Source organism: Arcicella sp. GW822-FHT02H01 (genome assembly GCF_058802005.1).
On record NZ_JBXANT010000001.1, the window covers coordinates 3539621 to 3555727 of the forward strand.

Sequence of the window (16107 nt, forward strand, 5' to 3'; positions counted from 1 at the left end):
TCATAGGTACTGTTTGAATTATTGTAAATGTTTTTAGAATGAGGCGGAAACACCAAACAAGAATGTACGTGTTTTAGGATAGAAGTTGTTAGCATCTACACCTGGTGCTGTACCACCTTGATTGATTTCAGGGTCGATACCTTTATAGCCTGTAATCACAAACAAGTTGTTTACTGAAGCATACAAACGAATACGTTTGATGTTTTTGGTAATATTCTTGAATGAATAACCCAAAGTAGCATTGTCTAAACGCAAGTAGCTACCATTTTCTAAGAAACGTGATGAGTAACGATAAGAGTTAAAATCGTTTGCGGATTCTTCGGCAACTTCAACAGGAATATTGGTAAATCTTGCTGTACTTGGTCTGAATAAATCTGCACGGGTAATATTCATGATTTTGTTGCCTAAAACTGCACGCATGAAAATATTCAAGTCGAAGTTTTTGTACGTAAAGTTGTTTGACCAGCCTATTAATAATTTAGGTTGTGCATTTCCCAAAGCTTTGTAGTCTTTTACACTAATAGGTTTGGTAGTTAGTTCGCCTTTTGCATTATAGTATTGCGAAACACCATTGGCATCTTTTCCTGCGTACTCATAAGTAAAGAATTGTCCAATTGGTTGTCCTGCTACAATCAACTGTACTGTTTCTCCAGTTTGTCCTGCACCATCAGGTTGTACAATTTTAACTGAATCTGTTTTAAGCGTTGAATTAGAAAGGCTGACAATTTTGTTTTGATTATGCGCTAAGTTGATGGTAGTATTCCAAGAAAAGTTTTGGGTTTTAACAGCATTTACATTTAATGTAAATTCTACGCCTTTGTTGCTCATTTTTCCAACGTTGGCAGTTAATGAACCATTTGGATATAATACAGTACTCACGGGATACGTCCAAATCAAATCAGAAGTCGTTTTATCATACACTTCCAATGTACCGCTTACTTTTCCTTTCAAAATAGCGAAATCAAGACCTAAGTTAGATGTCGCTGTTTTTTCCCAACCCAAATCTGGATTTTCGTTTTGTAATGCACCAATAGCTGATAATTGAGAACCATTGTAATAGAATGTACCAATGTTTCCATAAATCAACTTGGTTGTATATGGACTAAAACCTAAAGAGTTACCTGTTACACCATAACTAAGACGTAATTTTAATTCACTGAAAACCTGTTGTTTTTCCATGAATCCTTCTTGGTCAACTCTCCAAGCGAAACCTACTGCTGGGAAATACCCCCACTGTTTGTTTAAACCGAATACCGAAGAACCATCACGACGGATTGACCCTTGCAATAAGTATTTGTTTTTGTAATTATAATTAACACGACCAAAATCTGAAATTAAACGTACTTGTTGATAATTATCACCGCCATAATTTACCCTGAATGAGTTAACGGCATAAGGGTTTCCTAAACCTAAATTGTTGTAACCAACCGCATCAACTGGGAAGTTTGTACTAGTTGCTTGGAAGCCGTCGCCATTGATACTTTCTTGCCAAGAATAACCCACTACAGCATTAATTGAATGGTCTCCAATTTGTTTATCCCAAGTAAGATAGGTTTCTAATAAGTTCTGGGTATTTTGATACGCATTTCTTGTTGCCAGACCATTGGCACCTACTAACGTGATGAAAGATGGGTTTCCGGGAGGTTCTGGTGTGCTACGAATATTATTATAATATTGTGTATAATAACTGTTGTAATATGCACCATAATTTGTTTGGAAATTTTGGTACGAGAATTTAACATCATAGGTAAAGCCTAAAGGAAGTTTTAACTGCCCGAAGAAAGTACCAATTAAACTCTTGTATTTCAAGCGTTCTTGTCCGTTTTCAATCAAAGAAACAGGGTTATAATAACTAGATTTGTTGAAGTTATCATAAAAAGAACCGTCTGCGTTATGTACAGGAACTGTTGGCAAATAAGTCAACATTTGTGCTAAAACAGTGTTTCTGTAAGGAACCCATTTGGCATCACTTACTGAATTGGTTACTGATAAACCCAATTTCAAATTATCGTTAAATGCTTTTTGTTCGATAGATAATCTTGCAACTACACGATTCAAAGCACTTGATTTTACAATACCTTCTTGGTCGAAGTAATTGATACTTGCATTGTAAATCGTATTTTCGTTTCCACCACCAAATGAAATATTATGGTTTTGGCTAATGGCTGAACTACGTTGAACAGCATCTTGCCAGTTGGTATTTGCCCCTAAATCATCCTCTGGTGATAAAGCTTGTCCATTTTTCGTTAAAAATGTTTTCAACTGAGTAGCATCCATCATGTTGTATTGCTTAGACACTTTGTCGATTGCCATATACGAACTATATGAAACCTGCATTTGCCCTTTATTAGCACGTTTTGTCGTAACCATGATTACACCATTGGCAGCACGATTACCATAGATTGCAGTAGCAGCAGCATCTTTCAAGATGTCCATCGTCGCAATATCATCTGGTGCAATCAACGAAATATCAGCTCCTGGCACGCCATCAATTACAAACAATGGTGATTGTGCACCATCACGAAGTGAAGACACGCCACGTAAAATAATAGCGGCCGCACGGTTAGGGTCACCACTACGAGTAATGTTTAAGCCTGGCACTTTACCTTGCAATAACTGGCCAACATCACTGATGGCTCCTCTGTTCATATCCTCTGGTTTGATTGTTGTAATAGCACTTGTCAAGTTTTTACGCGACTGCGTACCATAACCTACTACTACTACTTCTTCCAAACTTTGGTTTTCAACTAACATCGACACGTTGATTACCGAACGACCATTCACCACAACTTCCTGTTTCTGATACCCCACAAAAGAGAAAATCAAGGTGTTGTTTCCATCAGGTACAGCAATTTTATACTGTCCTTTTGTATCGGTTGCAGTACCTCTGTTGGTGTTTTTTACCAATACTGAAACCCCTGGCAATGCTTGTCCTTTTTCATCGGTGATGGTTCCGCTGATTGTTTGTTCGGCGATTATTTCGTTTGGGATGAGCGATTGAATGTTTTCTCTTTCAGCACTCGCTTTTTTACGAAGAAGAATACGATTGTCAATTACTTCATACGAAATATTTAAGGGTGTAAGAAGGTCTTCTAAAACCTTTGATAATTTATCGTCAGTAAAATTGAAAGACACAATTTGCTCTGCCTGAATGGCATTTGGGCTATAGACAAACTTAACATCTGCTTTCTTCTCTAGCTGGAACAATACCTTTTTAATAGTACTCGACCCAGTTCTTAGCGTAATACTTTTATTGAGTACCTCTTGCGAAAAAGCACTGTTTGCGAGAGAAATCCCACAACAGATTATCGAGAGGAATAGTTGGGTAATGGTAATTCGCATCGCTTTGGAGAGAATCTTTTTAAATGATAATTTTTTTTTCATACTTTTAACTGTTTTTAAACTGTGAAATGTGGAAAAACAAACCCTAAGCATCGTTGCGATGCCACCGAATTGGCGTTTGGTGGGGTTTTCTAAGGCCGGTAATGCTCGTAACATTATCGGCTTTTTCTTGTGAAAGCGACTATGTTTTCATGGAGTTAATGGGAATTAAGAGTTTGAGTTATTTTTAGCTTTAAGTAATGAGCAGTGAGCTTTGAGCAACAAAATTTTTAGTCATGACCTTTTTAGGTTTTATCCAAAAGATAATTGAATGATTAACAGCTCATTGCTCAAAGCTGATAGCTCAAGGCTAACAGCTTATTGACATCCAACGCCATTGACAAAAATCACCGTTCCACGCTGTTCGTAAGTAGCGTTGATGGATTTACAGATTAAATCAAGCTGGCTGTGTAATGGAATTTCATTCAAATCTGCCGTGAACACACATTTATTTAACTCATGATTTTCAACGACAAATTCAATTTGATAAGCTTCTTTTAAGCGATTGAGTACTTCGGTTAAGGGTGTTTCGTCAAAAATAAAATCAAGCGGGGTAGCGGGTGTGTTTACAATCACAGGGTTTTCAACCAGACTAGGAATTATTTTTTTTGTTTCTTTATCAAAAGTGATTTTTTGATTAGGCGTCAAAATCACACCGTTTTTATGAATGCCCGTTTTTTCTGAATTTTCATACACAGACACTCTGCCAGTTACTACCAATACTTCAATCGCTTTTGAATCGTCGTAAGATTTAATCGTGAAACTTGTTCCTAATACTTCTGTAACCAAATCGCGGGTATGCACAATGAATGGTTTTGATGGATTTCGTTTTACCTTAAAAAAAGCTTCTCCTTTTAAATACACACTGCGGTTTTTATCATTAAAGTGTTCTGGGTAGCTAATACTGCTTGCTGCTTTTAGTACGATTTCGCTACCATCTTCTAGTTTAATTTTCTGTGATTTTGAGGAGGTGTTTTTTACTTCAATTACACCCAAGTTGCTATCAATGCTTTCGGTAAATGAGCTTGTATAAGCCGTGGTTTTTTGATAATAGAATAAGCCAAATATGCCAATAATCAATGAAGCAGCAATGGCAACTGCCGTCCATTTGAAGCGGACAGAAATTACATTGTTTGGAAATAAACTGTGTTGGATTCTTTCCCAAAGGTGGTGTTCGATATTATTTTTTTCAGAAGGGCTCAATCTCAGTTCGCTATGCTTCAACATATTGTCGGACCATTCCTTTATCATCGCCTCTTCTTCAGTCGTGCAAGTTCCGTCAAGGTATTTTTCTAATAATTTATCGAAATCGTATTGGTTCATCTTTCGTGAATTTTTCTGCAAGTATGGAGTTGATTTATAAATGCTAGGCGTTGAATGGGGTTTAATATGTTTTAAATGTGAATGTTTAGTTATCTGAGTGATACACCTTTAAGTTTTCTCTTAGTACTTTTAGAGATTTGGTAATATGATATTCTACAGCTTTTTCGCTAAGGTCTAAACGTTGAGCGATGTCTTTCACAGATTGATTTTCGAATCGACTCATCTTAAATACTTCACAGGTTTTTTCTGGTAATTTCTTTAATACTTCATCCACTGCTTTTGATAAATCTGCAAAATGTACAATTTCTTCGGTTGAGAAAGACTGCTGGATTTCGTGAAAAATGATATATTCCTGAAACTTCCTATTCGTAATTTGAGATTTGATATAGTTGGTCGTAAGGTGCTTTATGGCTACTACCAAATAAGCACTCAAGAAACGAATGTTTAAATGCTCTCTTTTTAGCCAAAGACTTTCAAACAAGTCGTGCACAAGCTCTTCAGCTTCCTCCTTTGTGCCAGTTTCGTGATAGGCAACACCGAAAAGTTTGTACCAATAACGATGGTAGATTTCCTCAAAGGCCTTTTTGTCGTCCCTCTTCAGAAAGTCTATCAGTTGTTCGTCACTTAGTTGAGAATGCTTCATGTGATTGTTCCGGAATCAATATTTGATGTATAGTCAAACAAGTCGCTAAAATCCCTAAATGATTTTAAAAAATATTTTTAAAATACAATTTAAGGGGCTTTGCTATCCTGCTTACACTCAGAAAAGGGTAGAATGTGAATTTCTACGCAATATTTTTATGAATAATACATAATTCACTCAATTTTAAATTTTGAAACATGAAAAAGTTATTCATTTTACTTTTATTAAGCATCGTATTTGTTGAATTTGGCTATGCTCAAATTGATAAAAAAGCGACTAAGGAAACCAAAGCGTTATACCAAAGTTTAGCAAAAATTTCCAAGAAAAATATTCTTTTTGGGCATCAACATGCCACCGAGTATGGACATGGCTGGTTTGGTGATGAAAACCGTTCGGATGTAAAATCTGTAACAGGGTCGCACCCTGCTGTCATTGGCGTAGATTTAAGCGGATTGTCGGGTAGACCTTCAGCACAAATTGCTAAAACAGCCGAGTTATTAAGGAAAAACGTAGTGGATACCTATCATCGTGGAGGAATTACTACGGTAGCTTGGCATTTTTCTAATCCTGCATCCAAAGGTGGCTTTTATTGGAACGACTCTGTTTCGGTAGCGTCTATCGCCTTGATAAAGCCCGGAGAGTCGCATCATGAAGCCTATAAAGAAATCTTAAAAACAGTAGCTGATTTTGCTAAATCGGTAAAAGGGGAGGATGGGACGTTGGCTCCTATGATTTTCAGACCTTATCATGAATTTGATGGTGATTGGTTTTGGTGGGGAAAATCTCATTGTTCTCGTGAAGACTTTATATCCGTTTGGCAATTTACGGTTACTTATCTACGTGATAGTCTGGATGTTCATAATTTTATTTATGCCTTTTCACCAGATTGTAAATTCAGGACAGAACAAGAATTTTTAGAAAGATACCCAGGTGATGCATGGGTAGATATGGTAGGAATGGACAACTACGCTGACTTTGGCAGAAATGGCAAATATGATATTCAAACAGGCGTAAAAAAGCTAAAAATTGTAGCAGATTACGCCAAAAAGGCCAATAAATTAGCTGCCTTTACAGAAACAGGCTTAGAGTCAATCCCTAACCCTACTTGGTGGACAGAGACATTATTAAAGGCATTGAAATCTGAAAAGATGGAATTAGCCTATGTATTAGTTTGGAGGAATGATAGCAAAAGTCCAACCCACTTTTATGCACCGTTCCCCGAACAAGTAAGCGTGCCTGATTTTCTGAAATTTTATAATGACCCTTACACGCTTTTTGAAAATGATTTGAAAGATGTGTATGGTAAAAATAAGTAATTAGCTTATTTATAATACATTTATCACTAGGGAGGGACTTAAGTCCCTCCCTAGTGATAAATGTATTGAAAGCTTACTCTATTTATTTAATAGCACTCGATTTAAGTCCATTTAAATTATCTCTTTATTTACTTTAAAAAATGTTGATAATCAGTTGGACTTAAATCGCTTAATTTTATATTACATATTACCATCCTCTCATATATTCAATTTATCACTATGAAAATCTATATTACTTTTTGCTTACTATGCTGTAGCTATTTTGGCTTTTCCCAGAATACTCCAGTCGGAGTTTTTCAGAATCATGGCGACGTTGGGAAACCTAAAATTGTAGGTTCATCACGTTATGATGAAGCCACCCAGACTTATTATGTCAAGGGAGCAGGTTATAATATTTGGTTCAATCGAGATGAATTTCAATACTTGTATCAAAAGCTTAAAGGTGATTTTGTGTTGACAGCCAATTTTGAATTCATCGGTGATAAAGGCAATAATCACCGTAAATATGGCTGGATGATTCGGGAATCTGCGGATGAGTCCGCTGCGCATGTCAGTGCAGTTTCGCATGGTGATGGCTTGACCGTGATGCAATGGAGAGTATTACGTGGGGCTTATATGCGTGACCCTGAAGACGAAATCTTTTTTACAAAAAAAGGCTTTGAAGTAGTGCAGTTAGAAAGAATAGGCAAAAAAATTACGATGAGAGTAGCGCATCAAGGAGAACCTTTGCAAACGGTAGGCTCTTATATTTCAGAAATGAAGGATGCTGTTTTAGCTGGATTGTATGTTTGTTCGCATGATTCACTGGCGATTGATGAAGCTAAAATATGGAATGTCCGTATTGATAAGCCAATTAATTATTCCATAAAAACTGAGAAGACGATATCTTTACCAACACTTCTGACAAATGTAAATATCACCAATGGCTTATGTAAAAATCTTTCGGCATCAGAAGTCAATACCATAACGGGTAAAGTAATTACTGAAACAAAAGTAGGAGCGAAGTATCAATATATTTCAATCAATAATAAGGGCAATTCGCAAATCTGGCGAATAAAATCAGATGGTTCAGAAAAAGAGCAAGTAACCTTCGATGAGTATCAGAATACAGCACCAAGTATTTCGCCAGATGGCAAATGGTTAGCCTTTGTTTCATTTCCGAATGATACCGAAAATGCTAATCAATATAAGCAAGCGATGGTCAGGCTCATTCCTTTAACGGGTGGCATTGGTACAAAGGTTATTGCTCATTTTTATGGAAATCAGACCACTAGCAATTTGCTAGTTTGGTCTGCAGATAGTAAGTCTTTAAATTTTACGAATAGTATTTCTAATTAATTGAAACCCAATTTTATGAACATGAAAAAACAATCTTACTTGATAGCAATTACATTAATGTTGTTGCTTAACATCACAGATACTTTTGCCCAAAAGAAGAAACCTTTATTTAATTTTCCATTTGGTGTACAGGCTTATACTTTCCGTAAACATTTCCCTGTTTCTGTCGAGAACACGTTGGATAAAATCCAAGCAATGGGTATTACCGAACTAGAAAGTAGCGGAGCGAAGGGGTTGACTAATACTGAATATAAAAAGCTATGTAATGACAGAGGTATCAGCATTCCTTCAGCAGGTTGTAGTTATGAACAATTAGAGAAAAATCCGCAAGAGATTGTGGATAATGCCAAGGCACTAGGAGCTAAATATGTGATGTGTGCTTGGATTCCTCATAAAGGCAATGAATTTACTATTGAAGATGTCAAAAAAGCAGTCGAAGTTTTCAACAAAGCTGGAAAAGTATTGAAAGAAAACGGACTTACTTTCTGTTATCACGACCACGGCTATGAATTCAGACCTTATGAAGGAGGAACACTGTTCGACTATATGGTGAAGAATACTAATCCAGCTTATGTATCTTTTGAAATGGATGTTTTATGGACACTTCATGGTGGTGCCAATCCAGAAGCATTATTACAAAAATATGGCTCACGTTGGAAATTGATGCACGTAAAAGATTTGAAAAAAGGAGTGGTAGGTGATTCCTCAGGACATACTCCTGCAGAAAACGATGTTGTGTTAGGAACAGGACAAGCCAACTGGCCAGCCATCTTAAAAATAGCCAAAAAGATAGGCATCAAGCACTACTTCATCGAAGATGAAAGCGAACATGAATTAGAAAATGTGCCTTTGAGTCTTCAGTATTTGAAAGGGCTTTAAGAATAAAATAGTAGTCGCTTGCTTTAAGCAAGTGACTGCTATAGGTATAAATATATTTATCTTACTCTTTTTCTTATTTCCGCTAAAGTTTGGTCTATTAAAAGTTCGCCATCTCTAAATACTTCTTTCAATGCTCCTTGTTTTTCAACTTCCCAATCTACTTGGTCAATAAGTTTGTAATTACCGTTCTCTAATTCAATCTTCATAAGTCCTTTCGCAGATTTTTTTGTGCCATCATCTGTAATTGGGTCTTTGAAAATCTCTCTCCCTTCGCCATTAACTTCACCATAAGTAGCTTTCATCGCAAATCCGAAAGTATCTCGAGTGTTGTACTGATAGGTATATGAACCAATACCTAAAACTACATTAGTAGAGGCAAATCCTTTGGCTTTAAGTCGTTCACAAATTTGTGTTGCTCGGTCAATGGTTATGCTATCTCCGTAAATAGCACCAATTTGTGGAATAAGCTCTTTATATCCTTTGCTATTTGTTTGCCCTCCAAAAGTATCCCATAGTAATTCAATAACGCCTTTTCTTTCGTGTTCATTTTTGCCGTTCGGATTTCCACATATAATATCAACAGGGTCGCCGCTATCTGGTCTTACAACCACTTTTCCTGCTCTACTTGATATTTCATTTTTTAATGCAGGCAAATATTCTGTTAATACTTTCCATAAATCCCAAGTATCTGAAACTATAGAAACAATACCTTGAGGATAAATATCACAAATCAACCGTTTAAAGGTTTCTAATTCTCCTTCAGTAGTTCCCATGCACATGACAGAATGTTCTGTTGCAGCCACTGAACCACCTATTAATTCATTATCTGAATCTGCATTGTAATATTTTTCTAAAAAATCAACAGCAGGAATTGTATCAGTTCCTGTAAAACTTAATAAGTGCCCGCTTGCAGAAGAAACACCCGCTTCAATTCCAGCCATCCCACGCATTGAAAAATCATGTCCTTGCCAATCTACAAATTCTGGAATAGAAGATGTTTCGTTTGCATATTTATCCAATATTTTACGATACTGTTTGGCAATAGTAGCAGAGGTACAAGGCATCCAAATGACAGCAGAAAGGAGCGTTTCAAAATAATTTGTTAGCCAAAAGAATTCAGATTTGGTATTATACATGGTGAACATGGGTACTCTTATAGGTACACTTGTTCCTTCTGGTAATGCTTTGATTACCATTGGAATATATCCTAAATCGTGTAAATCCTCAATATGTTTGGTACCAACTTGGTTTTCGCCTAAATAATTATTAATTCTACGACTGTATTCTTTGATAACTTTCTCTTTAGGTTGTTTGAAAAAGTAGGTTTCAAAATCTTCTAAGATGTATTTTTTTATGAAGTATTGTAATCCGAAAAACACAACATGGTCAATACCTTGAATTCTACTTTTACGGGGTGTCCAGTTTGAATAAACTAAAGTTGTTCCTGTTGGATATTGTCTGCGATGGTCAACTTTATAGCCATCTGTCAATAATAGGGGATTCATAATTTTAAATGTTTTCTGTTAAATATTTTAATTCATTGTACACTTGAAACAGACCAGCTCTGTCATCTAAGTATGCATTAGCATAAATTTTCTTACTTTTTGATTGATGAAATGGTGGATTTTCATTGATAGCATCAAATGGAATTCCATTTTGGTCGAGGTAATTTTTTACAAATACCATATCTTCTTGACCAGTCCAACAAATCAAATAGCAATTAATTAATTTTAATTTTTTCAGTAAAGCAATCACATCATTGTAAAGCCGTCCCTTATTATGAAAATCATAAACTGTATCATCAAAATCAAAGGCTATTACCAACGACTTATATGCTCTGTATTCCTCCAATAATCTATTTGAAGAATTTTCAGGATTAAGATAGTAGTCCATTGTCCAAGTTTATTTGTGTTAAACAATCATGACTTAGCTCCTTAAAAGAATTTGTAGTGAAGATGTGTGTAAAATGTTTTTCTAATTCATCAAATCCTTTACTGAAAATGCCGTGACTTACTGCTAAATAAAGATTTCCGGCATTTTTCTTTTTTAGTTCACTGGCTAATCCAATAAATGTTCTGCCACCGTCGCAAATATCATCCACAATTAAGCAATCATCACCCTCTAAATCTTCAGCATAGACTTTAAATCCTGTTAATTTACCTGTTTCTATGTCTCTACTTTTACTACATTCTACTACTTCCAGACCATTTAAAAACTCAGAAACTTTATATATTTTCTTTAATGCCCCACCGTCAGGAGAAATCAGTTTTACATCTTTTCCAATTGCATTAATTACCTGTTTAATAAAATTATGATTTGAAATAGCTACGCAATTATTTAATAAAGCTGGTGTGACGTCTGAATGAACATCTAGTACAATTACTTTTTTAAAGCCTAAATTATTAACTATATCAGCATATACTTTAACAGATAGAGGCTCACCTTTCGTCATTACTCTATCTTGTCTGGCTGATGGGAAATAAGGTATTATTAATTTAGAAAGAATAATATCCATGCGCTTTAAAGCATCAACGGCTAAGCAAAGCAATCCTACATCATTGAATGAGTTTAAGCGATGAGTGACAACTACTTCTTTTTGAGTATCTAAATCTGTTTTGATTTTAATGTGAGGTTCTCCGCCTGAAAATGTAAAACTTTCAAATTGTATTTCTTCGCCATCTAATGGTTTGAAATTACTGTCTAGATTGAGTATCATAATTTTATATTTGCGTATATTTTACACAAATATAAAACTCAAAAATTGAAATCAAATATATTTGCGTAAAAATTACGCAAAATTAATTTCAAATAAAAAACCTTCCTTTGTTAACTCATTGTATTTCAGTTTATTGAACTTAAATAGCTTGGCAGGTCTTCCACTTTTTTTTGGAGAAAAATTTTCGGTTTCTTCAATAATACCAAAACTTAATATTTTTTTTCTGAAATTTCGTCTGTCTATTTCCTTTTCTAAGATGGTGCAGTACAAGTTTTCTAAATCAGAGAAAAGGAATTCTTTGGGAAGTAAGTCAAAGCCTATTGGCTGATAAGTAAGTTTGTTTTTTAAGCGTTGATGAGCAGTCTGTAAGATTTCTTCGTGGTCGAATGCTAAGGGAGGGAGTTCTTTGATTGGAAACCATTTCGCATCTTCTGCATCAGTATCGGCTTTTAAAATAAGCTTGCTAGAGTTCACTAAAGCGAAATATGCTACCGAAATGACTCTAAATCTTGGGTCTCTGTCTAGTTTGTCTCCAAAAGTGAAAAGTTGTTCTAAATAATTTACTTTGATACCTGCTTCTTCTTGTAGCTCTCTGTTTACGGCATTATTTAGCGTTTCATTGTCTTGTACGAATCCTCCAACCAATGCCCATTGGTTTTTTAAAATACCGTATTTTTGTTTTACCAGCAGGACATTGAGGCTGTTTTCTGTATAGCCAAAAACGATTGCATCTACTGCTATTTTAATATGCTGTTCAAGCTCCATTTATATCTATGCGTAAAGTGTACGCAAATCTACATATTATTTCTTGAGCTAAATATGTGTCTATTTAATACATTGGCTATACTGAAGGATTTTAAATGGGTATATTTTGTGAAAGCTTGTTGTTAAAATAGATGCTTTATTACTTTTTGTTTTTTATGGCTTGAAGCCTATTAATAGTGGTAACTCACTAGAAGTGAGCGACTGCGATAGTAAACATGAATTGGAAAATGTACCTTTGAGTATTCGGTATTTAAAGAGGCTGTAGATATTGAATTAACCGTTAGCGACGAAAAATTATCTATCGTGTTGATACTATCATACTTCCTGTTATATATGTATTGTTGTCACATATAGCAAAGAACAATTCTAGTTCAAAACTATCCTTATACCAATAAGTCTTAATCTTGAAAAATGAGTCTTTGAGAGGGAATAAATCTTTCCAATTTTTATAGAGTTCATCTGCAAAAGGTCTTAATGCACCTTTTTTATTTTTTAATTGACATTCAACAATTAACCTTTGATTGTTCCCAGAAGTCGTTTTAGCAAATTTGATGCTCTCAATCTGCTTCATCTTATCCATTAAGCTTTTTATATCAATCATGGTTTTATTGATACTTTTAAAATCAAATGGTTTATAGTTTTCGGGAAGTTGATTTTGAAAACTTTCAAAATCCCAATAGTTGAAATCAGGTTTAATTACTTTGGTTATTTTTCCTTTTCCAACTATGATTGAACCTTCTCTAATTTCAAATGTTTGTCCTATAAAAAACTGACCAATATGAAAGTGTGGACTTAAAGTCTGCAAATAAACTTTCACAGTTTCACCCATATAGCAGACCTCTTTGTCTATAAATTCTTGAGGAGCATCCCAATTTTGATTGTTGTAATAGAACTGTCCACGATATCCACTATAAACAGGATTATAGCGACCGCCTTCCTCATGTGTCAAATAATAAATTTCGGCTTCAAGTTCGGGGTTTTGTAGTTTCGAGTTTTGACTAATAATCATAGTATTCGTCTTTGAGGCTTATTCTTCTACCAGAGGAAAGTCAGAGAAGTCTGAAATATATTTGCTGAAATCAATTCCTGAACATTCTACTTTATCATCGGAATAGGCAAAGTATAATTTTAGATTACCTTCATTTACAGAACCTATATTATTACTTTGCCAATGGTCAAGTAAATAGTCTTGACGAATAATAATTGGCTTAGTCCATTGACTATTATGTCTAACAATAAAGACATAATGCACTGGAATATTGGAGATGTTCTTCAATTGTGTTAGTGGAACATTGAACTGCCCGCTAAAACTACTCTGTCTGACTGTAGATGTAGAAGTTTTAACTTGAACACGTCTTAATGTTCCATTGTCATCTTGGACAACAAAAATATCATCACCTATATCAACTTCTGGAATGGCAACATTCCATCCAAGTGTTAAGAATTCGGATATAACTGTTAGGTGACCAGCTTTTCCCAAATAGAGATGATAATTTTTTTTCATGCAGTAACTTTATGAGTATGTAAAACATTGCCAGTTTTTGTATCCATAAATATGATTTCATTTATTTTCTTCTTTAATTCTGATTGATTATTGACTCCAAGTAAAGCTGGATAAATATAGCTTTCAAGTTTTCCATAATACACTTCAAAGTCACTTTTTATATCATAAGAAACAAAGATATTGTTAGCAGGGTGAGCATCTGGAAACCAACTTTTAATCTGCTCTCTGATAGAGGGTGCAATACTAAAAGTATAACCATCCATTTGCTTATTAACACTTATTTTTATTGTTTCCATTTTATTCAAGATTTGTTAAAGCAAATATACGAAAAAGGGGGTATTGTAGATGATACGCACTTGCTGTTACCCTCAACAAAAAATCCTCACGTTTAGATGTGAGGATTTTTTGTTGAGATATAAACCAGATAATAATAAACGGTTTACTGACTACAACCCTTTACCAGTAGCTGCCCAGTAAATACCTCCATAGATATGATCTAAGAAAGTTTGGTCAGAGAACGTTAATGGAATATGCCCTAAAGCAGTATAGAATGCTCTACCGCCATCGTAGTTATGATACCAAGAAATCGGATGGAATTTACCCATTCCTTTTCCTTCGTTTGTTCCCCATTTTGCGTAAGGGTCATAAGATTTTTCATCTACTGAAACTAAGTAGTGTAAGTCTGTCGCTTTTAAGTCGCTAAACTCATACCATTCGTCTGTCCAAAGGAGTTTTTTAGGGAAACGCTCCATCCCAGGGAAGTTGCTATCTTCAACTTTCAAATAGGCGGTTTGTTGTGCAGGGTGAATTTTGAACATCATTCCTACCATTTTAGTGTACCAAGCCCAGTCGTATTCAGTATCCGAAGCCGCATGAATACCCACATACCCTTTACCCGAACGGATGAATTTTTCAAAAGCAGCTTGTTGCTCATCATTCAAGACATTGCCCGTAGTGTTCAAAAAAATTACTGCACTAAAGTTAGCCAAATCTTTGTCATTGAATACAGAGGCATTTTCTTGCCAGTTAACGGTGAAGTTGTTACGGGCTGCCAATTGACGAATAGCTGTTACGCCCTCATGAATTGATTCATGATGAAAACCGTCAGTTTTAGTAAACAATAATACTTTAAATTGCTGTGCAAAAGTTGTGCTGGTGAATGACAGAGCCAACATTAGCATCAGCGCGTTTTTAAGGAGATTATTTTTCATTTTTCTTGAATGGTTAAAAATAAATTGGAAAATACTTACCACAAGTGGTGGACTAACGGTTTAATACTTTTTTGATATACCTGATTGATGCTTGAAACTTCTTCTGCAGTCAAAGCTGGAATATTGAAAACATCTAAATTAGATAATACTTGTTCTGGACGAGAGGCTCCCGGAATGACCGTACTTACAGCATCGTGTTGTAAAATCCAACGCAAGGCGATAGGTGCTAAATTAGGATGTGCTGGAAATAACGCTTTTAATTCGTCCACAGCCGCCAGACCTGTTTCGTAATCGATCCCAGAAAAAGTTTCGCCTTTATCGAAATGTTCGCCATTACGATTGAAATTACGATGGTCTCCTTCAGTAAAAGTTGATGTTTTTGAGAACTTACCTGTTAACAAGCCACTTGCTAGAGGTACTCTTACAATCACACCAACGTCCTTTTTCTTGGCTTGTTCAAAAAACAATGCTGCTGGTCGCTGACGAAAAACATTGAAAATGATTTGTACGCTCGTTACGTTATCATATTCAATCCCTTTTAAGGCTTCTTCTACTTTCTCGACACTAATGCCTAAGTTCAATATTTTCCCTTCGTCCTTTAATCTATCAAACAATTCAAAAATCTCTGGACGATAATATACTTCTGTGGGCGGACAGTGTAGCTGAATCAAATCAAGGGTTTCTAAACCCATATTTGTTAAACTATCTTCCACAAACTTGCGAAGGACTGCTGGTTGATAAGCTTCGTTTACATGTGGGTTTAACTGCCTTCCACATTTAGTTGCGACAAAAAGCCTTTCTGAACGACTTTTTACAAATCTACCAACGGCCTTCTCGCTTTCTCCGTTGCCATACACATCGGCAGTGTCAATAAAATTAATACCAGCATCTACGGCAGTATGAAGGATTTTGTCAGCTGTTTCATGGCTAAAATCATCACCCCATTTACCGCCTACTTGCCATGTGCCTAAGCTGATTTCTGAAATTTCAAAACCTGTTTTACCTAACTTTCTATATTGCATTTTTTTGAA

Annotated in this window: 15 protein-coding genes; 3 read left to right on the plus strand and 12 right to left on the minus strand. The window is 35.5% G+C overall.

What is annotated here, in order from left to right; genetic code table 11:
- Window positions 1-33: 33 nt before the first annotated feature.
- The 3 genes from AC1RNE_RS14775 to AC1RNE_RS14785 form a co-directional block, all read right to left on the minus strand.
- The gene (locus tag AC1RNE_RS14775) at window positions 34-3384 is read right to left on the minus strand and encodes a TonB-dependent receptor (protein WP_492801825.1); all 3351 of its coding nucleotides are present in this window, start codon (window positions 3382-3384) and stop codon (window positions 34-36) included.
- A 315-nt stretch (window positions 3385-3699) separates the two neighbouring features.
- Complete coding sequence (locus tag AC1RNE_RS14780) at window positions 3700-4704, minus strand: FecR family protein (protein ID WP_492801826.1); 1005 nt, start codon at window positions 4702-4704, stop codon at window positions 3700-3702.
- 85 nt (window positions 4705-4789) lie between these two features.
- A complete protein-coding gene (locus AC1RNE_RS14785; protein WP_492801828.1) occupies window positions 4790-5347 on the minus strand; it encodes an RNA polymerase sigma factor in 558 nt (185 codons plus the stop codon).
- Window positions 5348-5544: 197 nt separating this feature from the next.
- On the opposite strand from AC1RNE_RS14785, the gene AC1RNE_RS14790 reads away from it, so the two are divergent.
- The 3 genes from AC1RNE_RS14790 to AC1RNE_RS14800 all read left to right on the plus strand — a co-directional run bounded on the left by AC1RNE_RS14790 (window position 5545) and on the right by AC1RNE_RS14800 (window position 8880).
- Entirely contained in the window at window positions 5545-6663 is a 1119-nt protein-coding gene (locus tag AC1RNE_RS14790; protein WP_492801829.1) for a glycoside hydrolase family 26 protein, read from the plus strand.
- 219 nt (window positions 6664-6882) lie between these two features.
- Window positions 6883-8001: a TolB family protein gene (locus AC1RNE_RS14795; RefSeq protein ID WP_492801830.1), complete on the plus strand. Its 1119-nt coding sequence runs from the start codon at window positions 6883-6885 to the stop codon at window positions 7999-8001.
- 21 nt (window positions 8002-8022) lie between these two features.
- The gene (locus AC1RNE_RS14800) at window positions 8023-8880 is read left to right on the plus strand and encodes a sugar phosphate isomerase/epimerase family protein (protein WP_492801831.1); all 858 of its coding nucleotides are present in this window, start codon (window positions 8023-8025) and stop codon (window positions 8878-8880) included.
- A gap of 56 nt (window positions 8881-8936) precedes the next feature.
- Here AC1RNE_RS14800 and AC1RNE_RS14805 read toward each other — a convergent pair whose 3' ends face one another.
- The 9 genes from AC1RNE_RS14805 to AC1RNE_RS14845 form a co-directional block, all read right to left on the minus strand.
- Window positions 8937-10385 (minus strand): nicotinate phosphoribosyltransferase, encoded by a 1449-nt coding sequence (locus tag AC1RNE_RS14805; RefSeq protein ID WP_492801832.1) that lies wholly within the window; start codon window positions 10383-10385, stop codon window positions 8937-8939.
- Window positions 10386-10389: 4 nt separating this feature from the next.
- The gene (locus tag AC1RNE_RS14810; protein ID WP_492801833.1) at window positions 10390-10773 is read right to left on the minus strand and encodes a hypothetical protein; all 384 of its coding nucleotides are present in this window, start codon (window positions 10771-10773) and stop codon (window positions 10390-10392) included.
- Window positions 10757-11596 carry a ribose-phosphate diphosphokinase gene (gene prs, locus AC1RNE_RS14815; RefSeq protein WP_492801834.1) on the minus strand — a complete coding sequence of 280 codons (840 nt, stop codon included), beginning with the start codon at window positions 11594-11596 and terminating at the stop codon, window positions 10757-10759. Before prs ends, AC1RNE_RS14810 begins: the two co-directional genes overlap by 17 nt.
- Window positions 11597-11668: 72 nt before the next feature.
- On the minus strand, window positions 11669-12361 hold the full coding sequence (locus AC1RNE_RS14820) for an NUDIX hydrolase (RefSeq protein WP_492801835.1): 693 nt from the start codon (window positions 12359-12361) through the stop codon (window positions 11669-11671).
- Between the two features lie 298 nt (window positions 12362-12659).
- Complete coding sequence (locus AC1RNE_RS14825) at window positions 12660-13370, minus strand: EF-Tu C-terminal domain-related protein (RefSeq protein ID WP_492801836.1); 711 nt, start codon at window positions 13368-13370, stop codon at window positions 12660-12662.
- 18 nt (window positions 13371-13388) lie between these two features.
- On the minus strand, window positions 13389-13865 hold the full coding sequence (locus AC1RNE_RS14830; protein ID WP_492801837.1) for a PDDEXK-like family protein: 477 nt from the start codon (window positions 13863-13865) through the stop codon (window positions 13389-13391).
- Window positions 13862-14161, minus strand: coding sequence for a hypothetical protein (locus AC1RNE_RS14835; RefSeq protein WP_492801838.1), 300 nt, complete (start codon window positions 14159-14161; stop codon window positions 13862-13864). Before AC1RNE_RS14835 ends, AC1RNE_RS14830 begins: the two co-directional genes overlap by 4 nt.
- Window positions 14162-14311: 150 nt before the next feature.
- Window positions 14312-15076 carry a ThuA domain-containing protein gene (locus tag AC1RNE_RS14840; protein WP_492801840.1) on the minus strand — a complete coding sequence of 255 codons (765 nt, stop codon included), beginning with the start codon at window positions 15074-15076 and terminating at the stop codon, window positions 14312-14314.
- Between the two features lie 35 nt (window positions 15077-15111).
- Window positions 15112-16098: an aldo/keto reductase gene (locus tag AC1RNE_RS14845; RefSeq protein ID WP_492801841.1), complete on the minus strand. Its 987-nt coding sequence runs from the start codon at window positions 16096-16098 to the stop codon at window positions 15112-15114.
- Window positions 16099-16107 lie beyond the last annotated feature (9 nt).

Bases quoted from the DNA above. Each gene is read 5' to 3' on its own strand.
- AC1RNE_RS14780 (WP_492801826.1), bottom strand. From the start codon at position 4,704: ATGAACCAATACGATTTCGATAAATTATTAGAAAAATACCTTGACGGA.
- prs (WP_492801834.1), bottom strand. From the start codon at position 11,596: ATGATACTCAATCTAGACAGTAATTTCAAACCATTAGATGGCGAAGAA.
- AC1RNE_RS14800 (WP_492801831.1), top strand. From the start codon at position 8,023: ATGAAAAAACAATCTTACTTGATAGCAATTACATTAATGTTGTTGCTT.
- AC1RNE_RS14790 (WP_492801829.1), top strand. From the start codon at position 5,545: ATGAAAAAGTTATTCATTTTACTTTTATTAAGCATCGTATTTGTTGAA.
- AC1RNE_RS14825 (WP_492801836.1), bottom strand. From the start codon at position 13,370: ATGATTATTAGTCAAAACTCGAAACTACAAAACCCCGAACTTGAAGCC.
- AC1RNE_RS14840 (WP_492801840.1), bottom strand. From the start codon at position 15,076: ATGAAAAATAATCTCCTTAAAAACGCGCTGATGCTAATGTTGGCTCTG.
- AC1RNE_RS14805 (WP_492801832.1), bottom strand. From the start codon at position 10,385: ATGAATCCCCTATTATTGACAGATGGCTATAAAGTTGACCATCGCAGA.
- AC1RNE_RS14820 (WP_492801835.1), bottom strand. From the start codon at position 12,361: ATGGAGCTTGAACAGCATATTAAAATAGCAGTAGATGCAATCGTTTTT.
- AC1RNE_RS14835 (WP_492801838.1), bottom strand. From the start codon at position 14,161: ATGGAAACAATAAAAATAAGTGTTAATAAGCAAATGGATGGTTATACT.
- AC1RNE_RS14775 (WP_492801825.1), bottom strand. From the start codon at position 3,384: ATGAAAAAAAAATTATCATTTAAAAAGATTCTCTCCAAAGCGATGCGA.
- AC1RNE_RS14785 (WP_492801828.1), bottom strand. From the start codon at position 5,347: ATGAAGCATTCTCAACTAAGTGACGAACAACTGATAGACTTTCTGAAG.
- AC1RNE_RS14830 (WP_492801837.1), bottom strand. From the start codon at position 13,865: ATGAAAAAAAATTATCATCTCTATTTGGGAAAAGCTGGTCACCTAACA.
- AC1RNE_RS14845 (WP_492801841.1), bottom strand. From the start codon at position 16,098: ATGCAATATAGAAAGTTAGGTAAAACAGGTTTTGAAATTTCAGAAATC.
- AC1RNE_RS14810 (WP_492801833.1), bottom strand. From the start codon at position 10,773: ATGGACTACTATCTTAATCCTGAAAATTCTTCAAATAGATTATTGGAG.
- AC1RNE_RS14795 (WP_492801830.1), top strand. From the start codon at position 6,883: ATGAAAATCTATATTACTTTTTGCTTACTATGCTGTAGCTATTTTGGC.